The following is a 19,844-nucleotide window of genomic DNA, read 5'->3' as shown; positions in this document are numbered from 1 at the left end:
TAATTTTATTTTTGCCCTTTTGGGCGATTTCCAATCACTGGGAAGTATCAATTAGTTAAGTTTATTTCAGCCTGCATACTTATTGTTTTAGCCGATCGCATTAAAGCATACCCAAAAAAATACATACTCTGTTATTCGCATATTCCCAGCAAAATTAACCGGATTTTACTGAAATCTTGATAATTGCTCACATTCTACCCAGCAAAAGAGTCTTTGTTTGCGGGGCTCCCAGCCATCGCCCAAATCGCACAAATCCGATTCAGTTATTCGCAGATCCCAGAAATCCGGCATTCCCGGGTTGACTGGCCCCTCGCCGCACTGAGATAAACTATCGGCGCGGGCTCATCAATTACAGCTTGAAGATTTTTTGTCATAAATTTACTAATCTCCATATCTAAAGTAGCTGCAAAATCAGGTTCATCCCAATCCTCGCTTTCTTCAATGCTGATTGTTGTTGGTGGCCCAATATCAAAATCTAGCTCATCGCCAAAATCCGAAACTTTCTTAATTGGATCTATTTTCTGACCGGTATCAGTGGCAAAAGCTTGAGTTGTATTGGCTATTAGTACGATCGGCAGTGCTACTATGGCACTTATTGTTTGTAGCGCCGTAATTTTCCTCATGGTATTCTCCTGATATAAACCAAACTTTGGTGCTGCTATACATTCAACATCCGCCGCTACTTTAGAGCGCTGTGAGTCGATTTTAGATTTTAGATTTTAGATTTACTCCACAGATGAATCTGAGAGCTTGAACTAGGGTCTAAAATTGTGGGCTACTTACCGCTCCTGCCGTTCGCAAGTATCCGTTTTTGAGCAGAGTCATTAATTAATAGTGACTTGTTTTTCCACCGGATATAACCTTATCTGACTCTTCGCGGCAAGTTTGCTTAACGGAGCATATCCGGTCAACTGTTTGCCTTTCTATTTACTACGTGAAAACTCTTAAACAGTCAGGTTTTCCCGTTAAGTAATTCCCCAGCCTTTGCGAGTGTTCATCTCAGACTCAAAGCAAAGTGGGTGAGAAGTTCGATCGCACACCAGTTTTCGCACACCAGTTTTCGCACACCAGTTTTCGCACACCAGTTTTCGCACACCAGTTTTCGCACTCCCGCGCTGCCACCAGCAAGCTGATGTGACTTACCACAGCCACCGGATACCTGTCAATACTTATATCTTAACATTTTTAAGTTTTTTCATAATTCTCGTTACCAGGAAGAGCCTGGTAACGCAGCTCGGCGAGGCACAGCCTCCAGCCAAGTCGAGAGGGCTCCTATTTCGTCAAGCCGTGTTCGAGAGCGAAGCGAACCAACTCAGTACGGCTGTTAGTACCCGTCTTGCTAAACAAACGGCTGACGTACTTTTCCACATTACGCACGCTAGTTTCCAAGCGGCGGGCAATTTCCTTATTCATCAAACCTTGAGCAACCAAATCCAAAACACTTTGTTCTCGCGGAGTCAAATCAATTTTAATCGGGGAAGGACTTTGGGCGATCGAACTCCGCCCACTCAGCAAAGACTCAATTCTCGCCATTTGGCTTGTCAAAGCAGCAATATCTGGACTTTCAGCATTTTCGCTCGTCTCCTTAGCAGCCGCGCGGCGGGCCAGCAAATTGGTTACTATTGCTACTAACTCGTCGGGATCGAAGGGTTTAGAAAGATAAGCATCGCAGCCTGCTTGATAGCCTTGAATGCGATCGCTCGTCATCCCCTTAGCCGTCAAAAACACCACCGGCAAAGCCCTATAGCGAGGATCTTCCCGCACTTGCTTGAGAAATTGATAACCGTCCACCTGGGGCATCATAATGTCTGAAATCACCAAATCCGGATTAGTCTGCTGCAAGAGTTCCCACCCATCCCGAGCATTACTGGCCACCTCAACCGCAAAATCGCTATCTTCCAAATAAGCTTGTACTGCTTCCCGCAAGCCCGGTTCATCATCTACCAATAATAATCGTGCTGACATAGTTGTTACCCTTACGCTTTACCACTATTTTTTAATTTAGCCGCATTTAACTCTTATTGTCACTCTATCCCTCGAAGGAAGTTAAAGAATTGTTGTTCAACTCAAGAGCTTTGAGTTAGGTTTTGATCTAACGATTAAAAAGTTCTTAAATCTTTAATTCAAAACTCGAAACTCAAAACTCAAAATTATTGTTGAACCCTTCCGCTTAAACTTTTGAACGATCGGTCAAAATTTCATAACCAGTTTCTGTCACCAACACAGTATGCTCAAACTGAGCCGACATAGCATTGTCAACGGTTACAGCAGTCCACTTGTCAGAAAGCGTCCGAGTGTACTTAGAACCGGCATTCAGAATTGGTTCGATCGCCAATGTCATGCCCGCTCGCAATTTCACGTTCGGCATTTCGCGGGTGCGGAAATTGAAAACCGACGGTTCCTCGTGTAAATTTCGCCCGACACCGTGGCCAGTAAACTCCTCAACGATGCTAAAACCGTTGCTTTTGACATGATCTTCGATCGCACCAGCCAGATCGAGCAAATAAGCTCCAGCCTTCACTTGTTCGATGCCTTTGTAGAGAGCTTCTTCTGCGACTCGGATTAATTTTGCAGATTCGGGAGTCACTTCCACAACTGCGATCGTGATGCAAGAATCGCCGTGAAAACCTTGATAATATGCCCCCGTATCTACCTTAAGAACATCTCCTGCCCGAATTACTTTTTTGGCGCTGGGGATGCCGTGAACAACTTCGTTATTAATGCTAGAGCAAATCGATCCCGTGAAACCGTGATAGCCTTTAAAACTGGGAGTTGCACCCATTTCGCGGATGCGTTTTTCGGCATAAGCATCCAAATCAGCAGTAGTCATTCCCGGTTTTACCATTAGGGAAATTTCTTTAAGTACCGTTGCAACGATTTTCCCTGCCTGTCGCATAATTTCGATTTCGCGTTCCGACTTAATTTCAATGCCTCGACGCTGTTTTTTGACTTGGGGTGCTGGAGTTGGGCCAGAAAGCAGACTGCTAAAAATATTCATGTATTGATTGGCGGGTAATTTTGTACTTTGACGGCAGGTTGAAGCAAAAAAACGGCAAATATCCAGTTTTTTGTGGAAAAACGAATGTCTTGTTCCGAACTGTCGATCGCTTGTCCTTTAAGCTAGCTTAATATTTTTCTCACTAATCGGCACGGGATTGGGGGGTCAACAAAGCGGTTGAAACCGCCGAGTCCGTCTGCTCGGGATTTCCGAGCATTCCTGTGAGGTTAGCAATTGCCGCAATTAACTTAGTTATGTCAACTGGTTTAGATAAGTGCATCTGGAAACCAGCTTCCAGCGCTTGCTTGCGCTCTTCCTCTCTGGCGTAGGCCGTCAAGGCGATCGCAGGCATCTTTCCACCCCTGAGCACTTCCATTTCTCTCACCCGCGTGATCAACTCATAACCGTCTGCTCCCGGCATTCCAATGTCGCTAAGCAGCAGATCCGGCCAATAACTCTCCAGTGCATCTAGAGCCCCGGCCACCGATGCCGCCGATCGCACCATAGCTCCTTCGTCCTCGAGTAAAGCAATCAAAAACTCCCGCGTGTCATCCTCATCATCCACCACCAGCAATTGCAAATTAGCCAGAGTGGGGAGAGTCTCTGTCGCGTCATTGAGCGGCGACCCATCATCCCCTGCATATCGGGTCTTCCTCTGAGCAATAGGTAGAGCCACCGTAAATTTCGCACCCTCGCCCGGATTATTTTCTGCATCCACCTTACCGCCGTGCAGTTCCACCAAGTGACGGACGATCGCCAATCCCAGTCCCAAACCCCCGTAAGACCTAGTTGTGCTGCTATCAGCTTGGCGGAAGCGATCAAAAACATAAGGCAAAAAATCAGGAGCGATACCAATGCCACTATCAATTATCTGAATTTGAGCCTCATCGGCAACTGACTCTAACCGCACCTCTACTTTACCCTCTTGCGGAGTAAACTTAATCGCATTTGACAGCAAATTCCACACAATTTGCTGCAAGCGATCGGCATCGCCGATAACTTCACCTACATTTGGACTGCACGTTAATTCTAGGACTAGGGATTTTTCCTCACTCAGCGGCTGCAATGAATCTATTGCCAACTTGATCACAGATTCCAACCGAATCGGATGCATATTTAAATTTAGTTTGCCCCGCAAAATCCGCGAAACATCTAAAATATCTTCAATGAGTTGAGCTTGAGATTTAGCATTACGCTCTATTGTTTCTAGAGCTTTATCAATAGTTTCTTGATCAAATGTTTTGGTACGAAGCAGCCTAGACCAGCCGAGAATTGCATTTAAAGGAGTACGGAGTTCGTGAGAGAGAATAGCTAGAAATTCATCCTTCATCTGGTTAGCTCTCTCCGCTTCTTGCCGCGCCACTTGTTCGCGGATTAGTCTGCCGCGTTCTTCCTCTGCTTGCTTGCGGTCTGTGACATCTCTAATCGTGCCCACGTGACCGATCAGTTTTCCCAAATCCGAAAACATTGGCGACGACTGCACGTGAATCCACCGCACAGCTTCGCTACCAGCTAATCGAAACTCGTTAGAATATTCCTGGCTTTCTTTAATCCAAGCTAACCAATCTGCTACTACGCGATCGCGATCTTCTGGATGAACTTCCCGCTGCCAAACCTCTGCCAAACTTTCCTCCAAAGTTAGCCCGCAAATCGCTTGACAACGCGGGTTGATGTAAGTACAGCGGCCTTCAACGTCAGCTAAGTAAATTCCCAGTGGTGAACAAGCACACAAAGTGCGAAACCGCTCTTCACTTTTACTTAGTTCACTATTAACCGCAGCTAACTGTGTTGCTTGCTGCTTCACCTCGACTGTTTTTTGGAACAATTCCACAAATACCTGCACCTTCGAGGTCAATATTTCCGGTTCTAAGGGTTTGAACAGGTAATCCACCGCACCCAGAGAATAACCTTTAAACACGTGGGTGTCATTACTGCTGAATGCTGTGATAAAAATAATCGGAGTCGCTCGCGATCGATCTCTAGAGCGAATCAATGTTGCTGTCTCAAATCCATCCATTCCCGGCATCTGCACATCAAGCAAAATTACCGCAAAATCTTCATTAAGCAGACATCTCAGAGCCTCCGCGCCCGAATTAGCTTGTACTAGATGATAAGAGGGGCTGTTGAGAATAGCTTCTAGAGCTATCAAATTTTCGGGGCGATCGTCAACTAAAAGGACATTTACTCGATGGGGGGGCTGCAGAGTCATAATTTTTTTAATCTTTAATTCTTAGCAAATTGACTAAACAGGGAGCGATTTTAGAGAGGGGTAAAATCCAGTCTACTTCAACATTTGCGATCGCCGACGCTGGCATGGCCGGGCATAGAGCTGAAGCCGGTTCCTCCACAAATGTCAATCCTCCCTCAGCTTTAATTTTTGCCAGGCCTTTAGTGCCATCCGAATTAGCTCCCGTTAAAATTATGCCGATAACTTTCTCCCCAAAGGCATCCGCAGCAGACTCAAACAGCACATCGATTGAGGGCCGCGCGTAACAGACAGGAGCCTCAGTTGATAGTGCAAATTTAGGAGTTCCGCGATTGGGGATTGGGGATTTTGAATTATGGATTGACTCCACTGCCACGCTCCCCCATTCTGTAAAGTCGTTTTCATACAGGCTAAACTCCTCGTCAGAGGGCGATTCTATTAGCAAGTGATAGTCCGCAGGAGCCAAGTAAACCCGTCCAGGTAAGATCTCCTCTTTGTCTCGGGCCTCTGTGATTGGGAGAGAGCTTTGCTTTTGTAAAAAATAAGTAAGCCTATTGTGAGAACTCTTATGGCGGTGTTGGACAATAACTACCGGCAAAGGAAAGCTTTGTGGCAAATCTGCCAGCAGCAGAGTCAGAGCCTCTAGCCCTCCCAAAGACGTGCCAACAACCACTATTTCAAAATTTTTTTTATTTAACTCTTCGGTAGATTTTCTCACTACTTTCAATTGGTTCATAGTATTTTTCATAAGGTGTAAAAGTCAGAGACTCTTGATGTCCTAGGCCTAAAACCCCAAACATTCCCAGGCTCTCATAAAAAAGCTTGTGTACCCGCTCTTGGAGGTGTGAATTGAAATAAATCATCACATTACGGCATAAAATAACATTAAACTCATTAAAAGAATTATCCGTTGCTAGGTTGTGGTGAGCAAAGACAATATTATCTTTAAGTGAAGAGCGAAAAATCGCATTTTCATAAGCAGCAGTGTAATACTCAGAAAACGCTTTGTTGCCCCCCGCTTGGTGGTATAGTTGCGTATATTCTTGCATTTGTTTCAGCGGGAATATCCCTGTTTTGGCTGTTTTCAAAACTAATTCATTCATGTCCGTAGCGTAAATCCGACAACGGTCATACAGTCCTTCTTCTTGCAGCAAGATTGCCATAGAATAGACTTCTTCTCCCGTTGAACATCCAGCGTGCCAAATCCGAATAAAAGGATAAGTACGCAGTAGCGGCACCACTTTATTTCTGAAACTAATGTAAAAGCTGGGATCGCGAAACATCGCCGTTACATTGACAGAAATGTCCAGCAGTAAACGGTCTAGGTAAGCAGGATTGTGAAGTACCTTTTCCTGAAGTGCCGAGACAGTGGTGAGCCGTTCCGAGCGAATAGTGTTCCAAATACGGCGCTTGAGAGAGGCAAGAGCATAATTGCGAAAATCAAATCCGTAATAGCGAAACATTCCCTCTAGTAGGAGTTGAATTTCGATTGTTTCCAGTTCATGGCTTTCGGACATTTTTAATTAGTAATGGGTTATTGGGCATTGTTGATTGTTGACTGTTGACTGTTGACTGTTGACTGTTGATTGTTGACTGTTGACTGCTGACTGTTGACTGCTCGCTAATGACAACTGCCAACAGTCAACTGCCAACTGACAACTGACTTCCATTATCGATAAAGCCAGACACGCAGCAGCGAGAGCAACTGTTCGGTATCAACAGGTTTGGTAATGTAGTCAGACGCCCCAGCTTCGATACATTTTTCCCGATCGCCCTTCATAGCTTTCGCAGTAAGAGCAATCATTGGCAACGAAGCAAATTGAGGCATATTACGAATTGCTTGCATGGTTTCGTAACCGTCCATCTCTGGCATCATCACGTCCATCAACACAATATTTATGTCAGGCGTATTTTGCAATTTAGCAATGCCCTCTCTCCCATTCTCAGCATACTCAATCTTCATTTTATGGCGCTCCAGCATACTCGTGAGGGCGAAAATATTCCGCATATCGTCGTCAACAATCAAGACTGTTTTGCCCGCGAGCGTCGAATCTGTTTGATACAATTGCTCTAGCATTTGGCGCTTTGGTTCCGGCAAATTTGCTTGGACTCGGTGCAAAAACAAAGCTGTTTCATCTAACAAACGTTCCGGCGAGCGCACATCTTTAATAATGATTGTTTCCGCCATGCGCTTGAGTTGAGTTTCTTCGGCTCTTGTCAACTCTTTGCCGGTATAAATAATAAGCGGCAGACTTTTCAAATTAGCCTCTTGCTTGATCTGATCTATCAGTTCAAAACCAGTCATATCTGGTAGTCCCAAATCGAGTACAACGCAGTCAAAATGTCCCGATTTCAAAGTTGCTAGCGCCTCTGCACCACTCCCCACAGCCGTTGTAGAAACATCGTGATTGCCGATTAAATCCACAATGCCCAGACGCTGCGTTTCGTCGTCTTCCACGACTAGCAAATTCTTCACGGGCCGCTCCACAAACCCCTTAATATCAGTCAAAGCTGTGCTCAATGCTTCGCGACTGACAGGCTTTTGTAGGTACGCGATCGCCCCTAACTGCAAACTGCGCTGCCGCCCTTCTTCAACTGATACAATGTGAACCGGAATGTGGCGCGTACTTGGGTCGTGCTTCAAGCGATCGAGCACTGTCCAGCCATCCATCACAGGCAAATTTAGATCCAGCATAATTGCAGTTGGCTTGAACTCTCGCGCCATCGCCAAACCGATATCGCTCCGCAAAGCCACCAAACCTTTAAAACCCTGTTCCTGCGCCATATCCAACAGAATGCGAGCGAAGTTTACGTCATCTTCAATAATCAAAAGCACGCGATCGTCACTCTCAATATTTTCTCGATCATCAGAGATTAAAGGTGAGGGGTAAGGCGCGATCGGCAAGTGGAAATTCGGCAAAGGAAGTGCGGGAGAAGTAGCAGAGGGTAATTGAGGCGTTTGCTTGCCCGTTCCCGAACCCGTATCAGTGATTATTATTCGCGATTCTTGGTAAGTTTGTGGCAGATAAAGCGTGAACCTACTACCCTCACCAGGGCTACTTGTCAATTTAATTTCTCCGCCTAGCAAATTAGCGATTTCTCTACTAATTGACAAACCCAAACCCGTGCCCCCGTATTTGCGGCTAGTGCTACCATCTGCTTGTTGGAAAGCCTCAAAAATAACCCTGTGTTTTTCAGCAGAAATCCCAATCCCGGTATCGCTAACTGAGAAAGCCAAAACAGTAGGGGAACTCCTTAAACTTTCTATCTCTAAACTCCACCCTTCCCGCGCTACTTCGGCACGCAATTTCACCTCACCTCGCTCTGTAAACTTAAACGCATTAGAGAGGAGATTCTTCAAAACTTGTTGCAGCCGTTTAGCATCAGTATAGAGACCTTTTGGCAACCCAGCCTCAAGCTCTATTTTAAAACTCAACTTCTTATCCTGCGCGATTTGGCGGAAAGTCCGATCCAAATGATCTCGCAAGTCCGTAAACAACACTTGCTCAATTTCCACCGACATCGTGCCTGATTCAATCTTAGCGAGATCCAAGATGTCATTAATCAGCCCCAGCAAATCATTTCCCGCCGAGTAAATTGTGCGCGTGTATTCAACTTGCTTCTGAGTCAAATTGCCTTCAGTATTGTCAGAAAGCAATCGAGCCAGAATCAACAGCGAATTTAGCGGAGTTCGCAACTCGTGAGACATATTTGCCAGAAACTCCGACTTATACTTAGAAGTTAGAGCCAACTGTTCGGCTCTTTCTTCCAACAACCCCCTCGCCTGTTCGATATCTCGGTTTTTCCGCTCAACTTCCTTATTTTGCAGCGCTAGCAATTCAGCTTGTTCTTCTAGTTCTTCATTTGTTTGTTGCAACTCTTCCTGCTGACTCTTCAACAGTTCCTCAGATGCGCGGAGTGACTGCGCTTGTTGTTCGAGACGCTTGTTAGTTTCCGTTAGTTCTTTTTGCTGAGTTTGTAACTCTTCTGCCAAAGACTGTGACTGTTTCAGCAACTCTTCCGTCCGCATACTCGCCGCAATTGTATTTAAGACAATGGCGATACTTTCTGTAAGTTGGTCGAGGAATGTCAAGTGTATTTCGCTGAATCGGCGGAACGAAGCTAACTCGATTACTGCCGTCACTTGTCCCTCAAATAGTACGGGTAAAACCACCACATTCAGCGGCGTAGATTCTCCCAGTCCAGAGCAAATTTTAACGTAGTTTTCTGGGACTTCGGTCAACAGTATGCGTTCCTTTTCCAGGGCGCACTGTCCTACCAAACCTTCGCCTAAATTAAATCTATTTCCCAGATGCTTCCGTTCGCGGTATGCGTAGGTACTTAACAGTTTTAGAAACGGATCGTGTTCGACAGCTTCCATCATAAAGAAGACGCCATGCTGAGCAGACACCAGCGGCGTCAATTCTGAGAGAATTAGTTTAGAAACAGTTTCTAAATCCCGCTGACCTTGTAGCATCCGAGTGAACTTAGCAAGGTTTGTTTTCAGCCAATCTTGCTCAGTATTTTTTTGCGTAGTCTCCCGGAGATTGGCGATCATCTGGTTAATGTTGTCCTTAACGATCGCAACTTCTCCTTCAGTGGCGACGGAAATTGACCTCGTTAAATCGCCTCTGGTAACAGCAATTGCCACTTCGGCGATCGCCCGCAACTGAGTAGTCAAATTCGCCGCCAATTCATTCACATTATCCGTCAAATCTCGCCACGTCCCCGCCGCGCCCGGAACCTTTGCCTGGCCGCCCAATTTCCCTTCAATTCCCACCTCCCGCGCCACGGTAGTAACTTGATCGGCAAACGTCGCGAGCGTATCAATCATCTCGTTAATCGTATCTGCCAGAGTTGCAATTTCTCCCTTAGCTTCCAGCATTAATTTGCGCTTCAAATCGCCATTCGCCACCGCCGTCACAACCTTAGCAATACCCCGCACTTGCGCTGTCAAATTCCCCGCCATCGAGTTTACGTTGTCGGTTAAATCTTTCCAAGTTCCCGCAACTCCTTTCACCTCAGCTTGACCGCCCAATTTACCCTCGGTTCCCACCTCCCGCGCCACCCGCGTTACCTCAGAAGCGAAGGAATTAAGCTGATCCACCATCACGTTAATAGTGTCTTTCAACTCCAGAATTTCGCCTTTAACATCCACGGTGATTTTCTTAGACAAATCGCCATTTGCCACCGCTTTCGTCACTTCCGCAATATTCCGCACCTGCGCGGTCAAATTCCCCGCCATCAAGTTAACATTATCGGTTAAATCTTTCCAAGTTCCCCCTACACCCCGCACGTAAGCTTGCACGCCTAATTTGCCTTCCGTTCCCACTTCTCTCGCCACCCGCGTTACTTCAGATGCGAAGGAACTCAACTGATCCACCATGATGTTAATCGTGTTTTTCAGTTCGAGAATTTCACCTTTTACATCTACTGTAATTTTCTTCGACAAGTCGCCATTTGCCACAGCGGTTGTCACTTCGGCAATGTTACGCACTTGTGCTGTTAAATTCCCCGCCATCGAGTTAACTGAATCCGTTAAATCTTTCCAAGTTCCAGCAACTCCTTTAACTTCCGCTTGCACGCCTAATTTCCCTTCGGTTCCCACTTCCCTAGCAACCCGTGTTACTTCCGAAGCAAAGGAATTTAACTGATCCACCATCGTGTTGACGGTGTTTTTTAACTCCAGAATTTCACCTTTAACATCGACAGTAATTTTCTTCGACAAGTCGCCATTAGCCACAGCCGTCGTAACAGCCGCAATATTCCGTACTTGCTCTGTCAAACTACCAGCCATGAAGTTAACGCTATCCGTTAAATCCTTCCAAGTTCCTGCTACGCCTCGGACATCCGCTTGACCGCCGAGTTTACCTTCGGAACCCACTTCCCTAGCAACCCTGGTTACTTCCGAAGCGAAGGAATTAAGCTGATCCACCATCACGTTAATGGTGTTTTTCAGCTCTAAAATTTCTCCTTTAACCTGTACCGTAATTTTTTTAGATAAGTCACCGTTAGCAACAGCCGTCGTCACCTCAGCAATGTTGCGGACTTGTGCTGTTAAATTTCCCGCCATTGAGTTAACTGAATCCGTTAAATCTTTCCAGGTTCCTGCTACTTCCTGCACTTCAGCTTGTACGCCTAATTTTCCTTCATTTCCCACTTCCCTAGCAACCCTGGTTACTTCAGATGCGAAGGAATTTAACTGGTCAACCATCGTGTTGACGGTATTTTTGAGTTCGAGAATTTCCCCTTTAACATCTACGGTAATTTTCTTAGATAAATCGCCCTTTGCCACAGCGGTTGTCACTTCAGCGATGTTCCGCACTTGTGCTGTCAAACTGCCTGCCATGAAGTTAACGCTATCCGTTAAATCCTTCCAAGTTCCTGCAACTCCTTTAACTTCTGCTTGACCGCCGAGTTTGCCTTCGGAACCTACTTCTCTCGCCACCCGCGTTACTTCAGATGCGAAGGAATTTAACTGATCCACCATGATGTTAATAGTGTTTTTTAACTCCAGAATTTCACCTTTAACATCTACAGTAATTTTTTTAGATAAGTCACCATTTGCCACAGCAGTCGTCACGTCGGCAATGTTCCGTACTTGTGCGGTAAGATTGCCGGCCATCGAGTTAACTGAATCCGTTAAATCTTTCCAGGTTCCTGCTACTCCTCGGACTTCAGCTTGCACGCCTAATTTGCCTTCCGTTCCCACTTCTCTCGCCACCCGCGTTACTTCAGATGCGAAGGAACTCAACTGATCCACCATGATGTTAATCGTGTTTTTCAGTTCGAGAATTTCACCTTTTACATCTACTGTAATTTTCTTGGACAAGTCGCCATTTGCCACCGCCGTTGTCACTTCGGCAATGTTACGCACTTGTGCTGTTAAATTCCCCGCCATCGAGTTAACTGAATCCGTTAAATCTTTCCAAGTTCCAGCAACTCCTTTAACTTCTGCTTGCACGCCTAATTTCCCTTCGGTTCCCACTTCCCTAGCCACCCGCGTTACTTCCGACGCAAAGGAGCTCAATTGGTCTACCATTGTGTTAACAATTTGCGCTGTTTGGAGGAATTCTCCTTTGAGGGGTCTGTCTTCTATTTCTAAGGCGATAGTTTGCGATAAATCTCCTTTTGCTACGGCCCGAATTACTCTGGCGGTTTCAGAGGTTGGTTGCACTAAATCTGTAATTAGGGTATTGACAGAGTTTACGCTAGCTGCCCATGACCCCTCGGCGCTGCCAATGGTGGCCCGCTGGGCGATTTTGCCTTCTTTACCGACAACTGTGCCGATCCGCTCGAGTTCGGCCGCCATTCTCTCATTGAGATCGATAATGTCGTTAAGTTCGTCAGCAATTTTCCCCGCTAGACCGGTCTGGTCTATGGGCATCCGAACTGAAAAGTCCCCTTTTTTGACTGCCACTAAGGTTCTAAGTAACTGTTTGGCATAACCATTATTGGAATTGGAGCTTGTTATCTGTGCAGTTGACATGACAGTTACCTTTGACGAGTTTGAAGGGGAAGGGGGGAATATTTTTGAGATTATTGATATTATCCGACTAAAGCAGTGCCTGATTGCTTCTGTCGAAAGATGGATGACAAATTGCTGTTTATCAGCTATATTTATCAGCTATTTTGTTAGTGGTTATTTTATACTGGTTAGCAGGCTCTTCTTGGTAACCACTTAATTGTCGGGTGTCAGGAACAAGCCCGAAAGCTTGTTGCACCCTGTTCTACAAAGAGTGAATTTTATTGTAGGGCGGGCAGGATGCCCGCCCTACAGATTACCAACTGCGATTATTTCCAATTTTGCCACGAACTATTGAAAATAGAAGTACCCGGAAAGGCGATCGGATTAGCATTTTGTTGCAACCGCAACTGCAACACTTCCAAGTTTGGCTCGCGGGACGGCAATTCGTCCACTAATTCATAAGGTAGAATCCCTTTTTCTAGGGAAAAAGCAGCCGTAACTCCCGCCGCCGCACCAGCAGACCATTCAAAAGAATGCACTCGATAAGCAGCAGCCGCTGTGTGGCTAACAGCAATACTTTTACCTGCCACTAACATATTGTCAATTTTCTGGGGAATCATTGCCCGCAGCGGAATTTGGAAGGGATAAGCTTGCCCTTGAGCTTTGCGAGTACCTTCCCGTTCGGTATTTCCCGGTGCTTCCGGCGGACTGTTGGTCATGCAGGGGTGAAAGTCGATCGCATAATGACCGATACCCACAGAATCAGGATAAATCGTAGCGCGCGATCGCGATTTTGTATCCTCAACAGATTGACTTCCCACAGCCAAAGCCGGGGCATTCAAACCACCCACAGCCAACCACAAATTGCGATACTCTTCCTCCGACAAATTCTGGCGATAAAAATCAGCCGTAAAGTCAGTGCGAGACATATCAACTTCCCACACCATAAAACCTTGAGGCTGATTGAAACTCGGCCGCCCAATAATGCGTCGGCCCTCCCGCATATAAGGATATTTAGAAAGTCCGTGCACCGTCCCCATCGGCGAATCCAACCCGCTCAAAAAACGATTGTTTGGATTAGGCTTTTTGACTCCATCTCCTAGCTGCGAGTCAGTAGTTCCTGTTACCAGCCAGTAGAAAAATCCTTTGGCATTTTCTTCTCCCTTTCGCAAAGTTTCCGTTCGCAAACCGCCCATCCATCCCCCCGGTTGCAGTTGACCTGCTTCTTCCAACTGCTCGCGAGAATAAATTAAATTATCCTGGGCAGAACCGGGACGATAGTCATTGCCCCAAGTCCAGTTTTGCATCGAAATATCCCCGGGATAAATCGGGAATTGCTTCGGGTCTGAAGGTCGCTTTTCATCCGGTCTCATGCTCCTGATTTGGCGGTAGGTGAAAACTAAGGGAAAGCTCGCCAATCTCGGCAATTCGTAGCTGTAGTAAGGAGCATATTGTTGATAAAAAGACGGCACTTGATGCTGCTGCGGTTCCTTCGTTGCCTGCATCGCAAAGGTGTAGGTAAAACCTTGAGTGCAGTAAGCGTCGCCGGTTGGGCTGGGGGAGGAAGGTTCAAGAGGGGAACGCGGGTCAATTCCGAGGCGGTAAGGAACATCCGCAAGTCCGATCAATTCGCCTGTTTCGGTGGCATCTACAACATACCAATCAGCACCCCCTTGTACAGGCGGGGAACTTGTGGAATTCCCCCCCCTTTTTGTGTTAGGGGGGGTTCCAGATGCTTTAGAAATAAACCGAATAATAGTTTTGTTAAATCGCGGAGAATTTTCGTAGCGATAGGCATCTTCGATAGTTTGAGAAAGAGTTTCCGTGTTGAGTGGTGGCGTGTTGGCGGCGGGTTTATGTTGAATGGCGATCGCACTTTTAATTTGTTGGCCCCCAACCGTATTCCCCGCCCCAGCAGGAGTAATTGCTAGTTCTTTAATAACTGTATTGGGAAACCATTTCAGCGTGCCTTTGCCTTTTCTAGCGGCATCCTGCAAGATGTTAAATAGAATTTTGTGACCGTCGTAGGGCATGAAACACGAATAGCTAACCCAACAGCCTCCGGGATTTAGCCGGCCGTAATGTTCCTTGATCCGCCCCCGCAATTCGAGGTAGCCACGGGGGTAAAATAAGAGCGATCGCTGAGTCTCTCTTTCATCGAGTGCGGAAGTTCCCTGGGAGGAAATTTGACCGCCTACCCAGTCAGTAATTTCAGTAAGGCAAACTGTGCGCCCCGCCAGCAAACCTTCGTAAGCGGTAGCAGCGCCTGCGAGCCCGCCGCCTGCTACTAGAATGTCGCAAGTTTCAGCAGTGTCGGGATTGCGCGGAGGTTCGGCAAATACTGGCGAAATGCTCCCTATCGCGGAAATGATGCCGAGGGTGAGGCTAAGGATCGATCGACCTTTGAGCAAAAATAGATACTGTCTAAGTTTCATCAGAGATTGGGGAATTAATTTTGACATAGCGCGAAAAACACTCATGCCATCTAAATGTTTATTTTGCAGTATACTGGTATTTCGCGGTGTTGTCAGGGAAAACTTTTTTAGAGAAGAGGCATTTATACCAGCAACAACTATTGAACAGCCGGGTCAACCTTATGCTCAAAATCGTCAAAATTTTTAGGTCATTGATTCCTTTTGAGAGTTTAACAATTACCACCAGTTTAACTTTTTCGGAAGTGGGGCGCAGGTTGGACGAAGTTGTCACTCCTCCCAAAGTTGTTAGAATAATTATACCCTTTGGTCCGCCACCTGCGAAACCTTATGAAGGAACACTTTCTGGCAAAAATTTCAAGATTAATCGCATCATCATTGGTCGAAATTTATTGTTCCCAATTATAGAAGGAGATATCCATACTCAACAGTTCGGTTGTTCCATCAAAATTAGGATGACTTTAAATAAAATAGTCATAGGATTTTTGATTCTTTGGCTGTGGACAACTGGCAGTATAGGAATGTTTTCTTTATTTGCTTGGTTAGTCGAACCCTCCGTGGGACCAATATTTTTACCAATTTTAGGAATGTTTATTTTCGGCTGGCTTTTGTGCTTGATTCCCTTTAAAATCGAAGCAAAAGCAGCTACAAAATTTTTGTCTATTCTGTTAACCTAAAGTAATTTGTAACGGCAATATTTTAGCTGTATTCTTAAAAATAATTTAGGTTCATCGGTCGTCAGCGGCGGTAAAAAAACTCCAAATTTATGCGTCAAAACCAACTCAAACAAAAAATCAAACAAGGCGAAACAGTCCTCGGTTTATTTATGAACTGCGCTTATCCCGCATTCATGGAAATATGCGGTCACGCTGGATTTGATTTCGCCGTTATCGATATGGAACACGGCCCCCTGAACCCGCTTGCTGCTGAAGATTTGTGTCGCGCCGCCGACTGCACTGGAATTGCACCGATTATTCGCGTCCGCAAAAACGACGGGCCGCAAATTCAACGAGCTCTTGATATCGGTAGTGCAGGCGTTCAAGTACCTCAAATTGAAAGCAAAATCGATGCCGAAACCGCTGTCAAAAGCGCTAAATACAGTCCTCTGGGCACGCGAGGCCTTTCCTTCGCTACGCGGGCGGGACTTTACACCGCCGCAGGTACAAATATCACCGATCGACTCAACGAAGAATCCTTAGTTGTGATTCATGTCGAAGGCAAAGGCGGCATCGACAACCTGGCAGAAATTGTTACTGTGCCAGAGGTGGACGTGATTTTTCTAGGGCCTTACGATCTGTCACAGTCGATCGGCATTCCCGGCCAAGTCCGCGATCCCCGAGTCATCGACATGATGCAGGAGGCAGTGCAAACCATCCGCAAAGCAGGCAAAGCCGCGGGTACTTTTGCTGACAACCCCGAAATCGCCCAGCAGTGGATTGATGCTGGCGTTCAGTACGTCACACTTGGGGTCGATGTTGCCGTTTTCCTGCGGGCCTGTCAGTCGCTGGTGAAAGCGGTCAATCGATTTTAGATTTTAGATTTTGGATTTGGGATTAAAAGAAGAACAAGCCCCCGGATTCATCTTGCAAGCTTTACGATATCTTTGCAATTTTTGTAGTGTCTTTTACGACACATACAAAAAACCTGCGCTAGAGTAGAAGCATACACCTCCTCAAGGCTAAATTAGAGAGGGGAGCAAGGCTTCATGGAGAAAAATCTATGAAAACGGTATTAGAATCCATTGATTTGGATTATGCTTTCATGTTTACTTTCAAAAAAGTAAACTCGATTAAGCTAGAAGGCTTCAAGGAATTTTTTGACGATATGCCTGTCGATCCGTATGTAAAAGGTAAGTATCGTTCGAGGAGATTGTCGCGGTTTACAGTCAACGGAAATGAGTTAGTTAAGTTACCTCACGGCTATTTGTTTCAAAGCAAAACATACAATCCGCTAGTGGGTGATATCAGGCGGGAATTTGCCGAATTGGACGATCGACTAATCGCCCTCGATAATTTCAAACAGATGATTTTTGCTTTTTTCGATTCTTGCAAAATTCACCCAGAAGCTGAAATCGGCATCCATCAAATCAGGACGACTTGTTCGCCGCACAATTTTGGCAACCCCGCACCGGAAGGCATTCACCAAGACGGTACTGATTTTATCGGGATTTTCTCGGTTGACAGAACTAATATTGTAGGCGGGGAAACGCATTTGTACTTGGCTAAAAAAGAGAAGCCTGTTTTTAATAAAATTCTGCATCCGGGAGAATTGCTGTTAGTTAACGACCACGAGTTTTTTCACTTTACTACACCGATTAAACCGGAATCTGAAGGGGTGGGAACCAGGGATGTCTTTGTGCTGACTTCTCCGAGTTTGCTTACCGATTGAGGATACAATCCTGGACGCATAACCTAATGATGTAGGGTGCGCGCCGCGCACCTTACTTCGATTACCCATTACTGCATCCCACAGATCACCTTTTGGTTGCGCCCCCACCCATCTCGATCATAGTTAATGCTTGGGAAAATCGATTCCTGAAATGGATATTCCTTCCATCTTCTGCACATATCGTCCTTGAGCCGCTACACATTCTGCCATTTTTTTAGCTTGTATGGGTTGACTCCTTGGATCGGGGGAGATACCTCTATACTCCCATGTACCGCGAATGTCGCCAGAGAATGCTTTTCCATTGTTTTTTAATACTAGCTCTGTGCCAGTTGCATCAATATAGTATTTCCCATTTTCCAAAGACACGCTGCTAATTGTGATAGATTCGACTCCTTTGTAGGGATTTGCAGGGCCATCGACGATCTTGATGCAGATTCTATTATTTTGATGTGCAATTTCTCTACGGGAGTTATTGAACATTGTTCCTTGAGCGTAGTAAGCTCCTGTGGGTAGAATTGTAGAGCCCTGTGGATTACTTTGAGCAGAGGACAATGATGAGATTGACAGAAGGATAGAACTAACAATCAGTGTTTCGATCGCCAAAAATTTCATTTGCAACAAAACTCCATTAAAATTGTTTTTTCAGATTCTACACGATCGCAGATGCTCTATAAACTTCTTTAGAGTTCTTGCAAAAGTCAAATTCTCCCCCCGCCAGTCCCCCCTTATTAAGGAGGGAAACAAGAATAATCTTGCCTCCTCCCCTGATTCCAGGGGAGGGTTGGGGTGGGGTGCTTTGTATTTTTGCAATAGTTCTAATCATGATTCAAGTCCTTACTACCAACCTTTCGTTAGTAGTGAGGACTTTATTCGTCTTTCAGGCCTTGAGTCAATCATGACTAAAGTTCTCACTATAAACCTGTATATTTTCCTAAAAAACCAGGTTTATGCGTTTAGCAACTCACAGATAAATTTTATCGAAACTTCCGTTCAGACTCTTGAATCGGAACATCATTAATGCTAGCTTCACGTCTTCGCATTAACCCATTTTCTGCAAATTCCCACTGTTCATTACCATAGGCGCGATACCAGTAGCCCGAATCATCATGCCACTCATACTCGAAGCGAACAGAAATCCGATTCTCTGTAAAACTCCACAGTTCTTTCTTTAAACGGTAATCTAGTTCCTTTGCCCATTTTCGTCTTAAAAAAGCCTTGATTTGTTCCCGTCCGCTGAAGAATTCGGCACGGTTTCGCCACTGAGAATCTTCCGTATAAGCTAAGGCTACTCGTTCTGGATCGCGGGTATTCCAGGCATCTTCAGCAGCTTGAACTTTGGCTTTAGCCGTTTCCAGCGTAAAGGGCGGTAGAGGTGGTTTAGTTTCCATAAGCTTGGTTTTGTGTGATTATAAAAGGTAAGGTACGCAGTGCTAGCGCTACAGAGAGAGTTTTGGGACTTTCATATCCATCCTCAGCATCGGGATCGATTCCCATTGCTCGCAGTCGCTTCGCTAACTGGGCGGCTTTTCGCTCTGCTTGTTGAGTTCTTTGCCGTACTTGTTGAGTTCTGTGCTGTTGTTGTTGAGTTCTTTGCTGTTCTTGTTCGACTCTGCCCCGCTCAATTTCAACTTTTTCGGAGCCAGTTAACAGCAAATTCCCCTGCGAATCCCACCACCGCAGCCAAAATAGTTCTTGATTTTGATAGCTTCCCTGCCAGAGTCCCAATTCTAAATCTAGTACAGGAATCGGATAGTGAGCGCGTTCGTTGGGCTCCATCCTTGGATACACAAAATCTATCAGGTGATAGACTTCTAAATTGCCAGTTCTCATTTCATAAATACCCTAGTAAGGAATGCGGATAATTCTCTCGTACACCCAAAACTTACCGGGTTTAGTTGTTGTACCGTCAGCGGCCACAGTCAAGGGAGTACGTGAAGCGAAGCTATCCCGAAGGGAATCGCGCTCTTCCTCTCCATTACCGCTAGCAAATTCTAAAGCAATGAAGGGAGCCATGTGTTCCCGCCAAAGTACATAAGAACGGCGAAAACCGTCAAGTGTTGCCGGTACATTCGGCACCTCAAACCAATCCGGTGCAGAAGCACCTCGCTCTGGCGGGTCAGTTTCTCGCCAGTAAATGCCGCAATCTTGCCCGATCGCATATTGTCCGTCTGGATGCAGGCGCTCTACAACCGGCCCGATCGAATCTGTCAGAATGATGCTCTGAGGATGCTCCTGAAAATTTTTTACAAATGTACCGTCTTCGTCTGGCAATTGGGTATGATCGGGGAATGCAGGAGGCAGATCTGTAGCAGTTATTGGCTCGTTCATCCTCTTTTCCGTGCAGTTATCGTT

Annotated in this window: 14 protein-coding genes and 1 pseudogene; 4 read left to right on the top strand and 11 right to left on the bottom strand. The window is 45.8% G+C overall.

What is annotated here, in order from left to right; genetic code table 11:
* Positions 1-263: 263 nt before the first annotated feature.
* From D0A34_26745 to D0A34_26715, 7 genes are all read right to left on the bottom strand, one after another.
* On the bottom strand, positions 264-623 hold the full coding sequence (locus D0A34_26745) for a hypothetical protein (GenBank protein ID UNU21963.1): 360 nt from the start codon (positions 621-623) through the stop codon (positions 264-266).
* A 649-nt stretch (positions 624-1,272) separates the two neighbouring features.
* Positions 1,273-1,965 (bottom strand): DNA-binding response regulator, encoded by a 693-nt coding sequence (locus D0A34_26740; protein UNU21962.1) that lies wholly within the window; start codon positions 1,963-1,965, stop codon positions 1,273-1,275.
* A gap of 205 nt (positions 1,966-2,170) precedes the next feature.
* A complete protein-coding gene (gene map, locus D0A34_26735) occupies positions 2,171-2,998 on the bottom strand; it encodes a type I methionyl aminopeptidase (protein UNU21961.1) in 828 nt (275 codons plus the stop codon).
* Positions 2,999-3,140: 142 nt separating this feature from the next.
* On the bottom strand, positions 3,141-5,207 hold the full coding sequence (locus tag D0A34_26730; protein ID UNU21960.1) for a hybrid sensor histidine kinase/response regulator: 2,067 nt from the start codon (positions 5,205-5,207) through the stop codon (positions 3,141-3,143).
* Positions 5,208-5,214: 7 nt separating this feature from the next.
* Positions 5,215-5,922 carry a chemotaxis protein CheB gene (locus D0A34_26725; protein UNU22482.1) on the bottom strand — a complete coding sequence of 236 codons (708 nt, stop codon included), beginning with the start codon at positions 5,920-5,922 and terminating at the stop codon, positions 5,215-5,217.
* Complete coding sequence (locus tag D0A34_26720; GenBank protein ID UNU21959.1) at positions 5,894-6,721, bottom strand: protein-glutamate O-methyltransferase CheR; 828 nt, start codon at positions 6,719-6,721, stop codon at positions 5,894-5,896. Before D0A34_26720 ends, D0A34_26725 begins: the two co-directional genes overlap by 29 nt.
* 152 nt (positions 6,722-6,873) lie before the next feature.
* A complete protein-coding gene (locus D0A34_26715; GenBank protein UNU21958.1) occupies positions 6,874-12,693 on the bottom strand; it encodes a response regulator in 5,820 nt (1,939 codons plus the stop codon).
* Between D0A34_26715 and D0A34_26710 the strand changes: the two genes are divergently transcribed.
* Positions 12,692-12,889: a hypothetical protein gene (locus tag D0A34_26710; protein UNU21957.1), complete on the top strand. Its 198-nt coding sequence runs from the start codon at positions 12,692-12,694 to the stop codon at positions 12,887-12,889. The genes D0A34_26715 and D0A34_26710 overlap by 2 nt on opposite strands.
* Before the next feature lie 109 nt (positions 12,890-12,998).
* Here the strand turns inward: D0A34_26710 and D0A34_26705 are convergent, their stop codons facing one another.
* On the bottom strand, positions 12,999-15,107 hold the full coding sequence (locus D0A34_26705) for an FAD-dependent oxidoreductase (protein ID UNU22481.1): 2,109 nt from the start codon (positions 15,105-15,107) through the stop codon (positions 12,999-13,001).
* Positions 15,108-15,268: 161 nt separating this feature from the next.
* On the opposite strand from D0A34_26705, the gene D0A34_26700 reads away from it, so the two are divergent.
* From D0A34_26700 to D0A34_26690, 3 genes are all read left to right on the top strand, one after another.
* Positions 15,269-15,781: a hypothetical protein gene (locus tag D0A34_26700; protein ID UNU21956.1), complete on the top strand. Its 513-nt coding sequence runs from the start codon at positions 15,269-15,271 to the stop codon at positions 15,779-15,781.
* 89 nt (positions 15,782-15,870) lie between these two features.
* Positions 15,871-16,635, top strand: a complete 765-nt coding sequence (locus tag D0A34_26695; protein ID UNU21955.1) for an aldolase — start codon at positions 15,871-15,873, stop codon at positions 16,633-16,635.
* Positions 16,636-16,823: 188 nt separating this feature from the next.
* Complete coding sequence (locus D0A34_26690) at positions 16,824-17,492, top strand: hypothetical protein (GenBank protein UNU21954.1); 669 nt, start codon at positions 16,824-16,826, stop codon at positions 17,490-17,492.
* Between the two features lie 123 nt (positions 17,493-17,615).
* Here the strand turns inward: D0A34_26690 and D0A34_26685 are convergent, their stop codons facing one another.
* The 3 genes and pseudogenes from D0A34_26685 to D0A34_26675 all read right to left on the bottom strand — a co-directional run bounded on the left by D0A34_26685 (position 17,616) and on the right by D0A34_26675 (position 19,820).
* Positions 17,616-18,104: a hypothetical protein gene (locus D0A34_26685; GenBank protein ID UNU21953.1), complete on the bottom strand. Its 489-nt coding sequence runs from the start codon at positions 18,102-18,104 to the stop codon at positions 17,616-17,618.
* Between the two features lie 362 nt (positions 18,105-18,466).
* Positions 18,467-18,880 (bottom strand): nuclear transport factor 2 family protein, encoded by a 414-nt coding sequence (locus tag D0A34_26680; protein UNU21952.1) that lies wholly within the window; start codon positions 18,878-18,880, stop codon positions 18,467-18,469.
* 208 nt (positions 18,881-19,088) lie between these two features.
* Positions 19,089-19,820, bottom strand: a pseudogene (locus tag D0A34_26675) (Uma2 family endonuclease).
* Positions 19,821-19,844: the final 24 nt, after the last annotated feature.

The organism is Microcoleus vaginatus PCC 9802 (assembly GCA_022701275.1).
In the GTDB taxonomy this organism is placed as follows: Bacteria; Cyanobacteriota; Cyanobacteriia; order Cyanobacteriales; family Microcoleaceae; genus Microcoleus; species Microcoleus vaginatus_A.
Note: the sequence above shows the minus strand (reverse complement) of the source record. Positions and strands in the feature narration are given on the sequence as shown.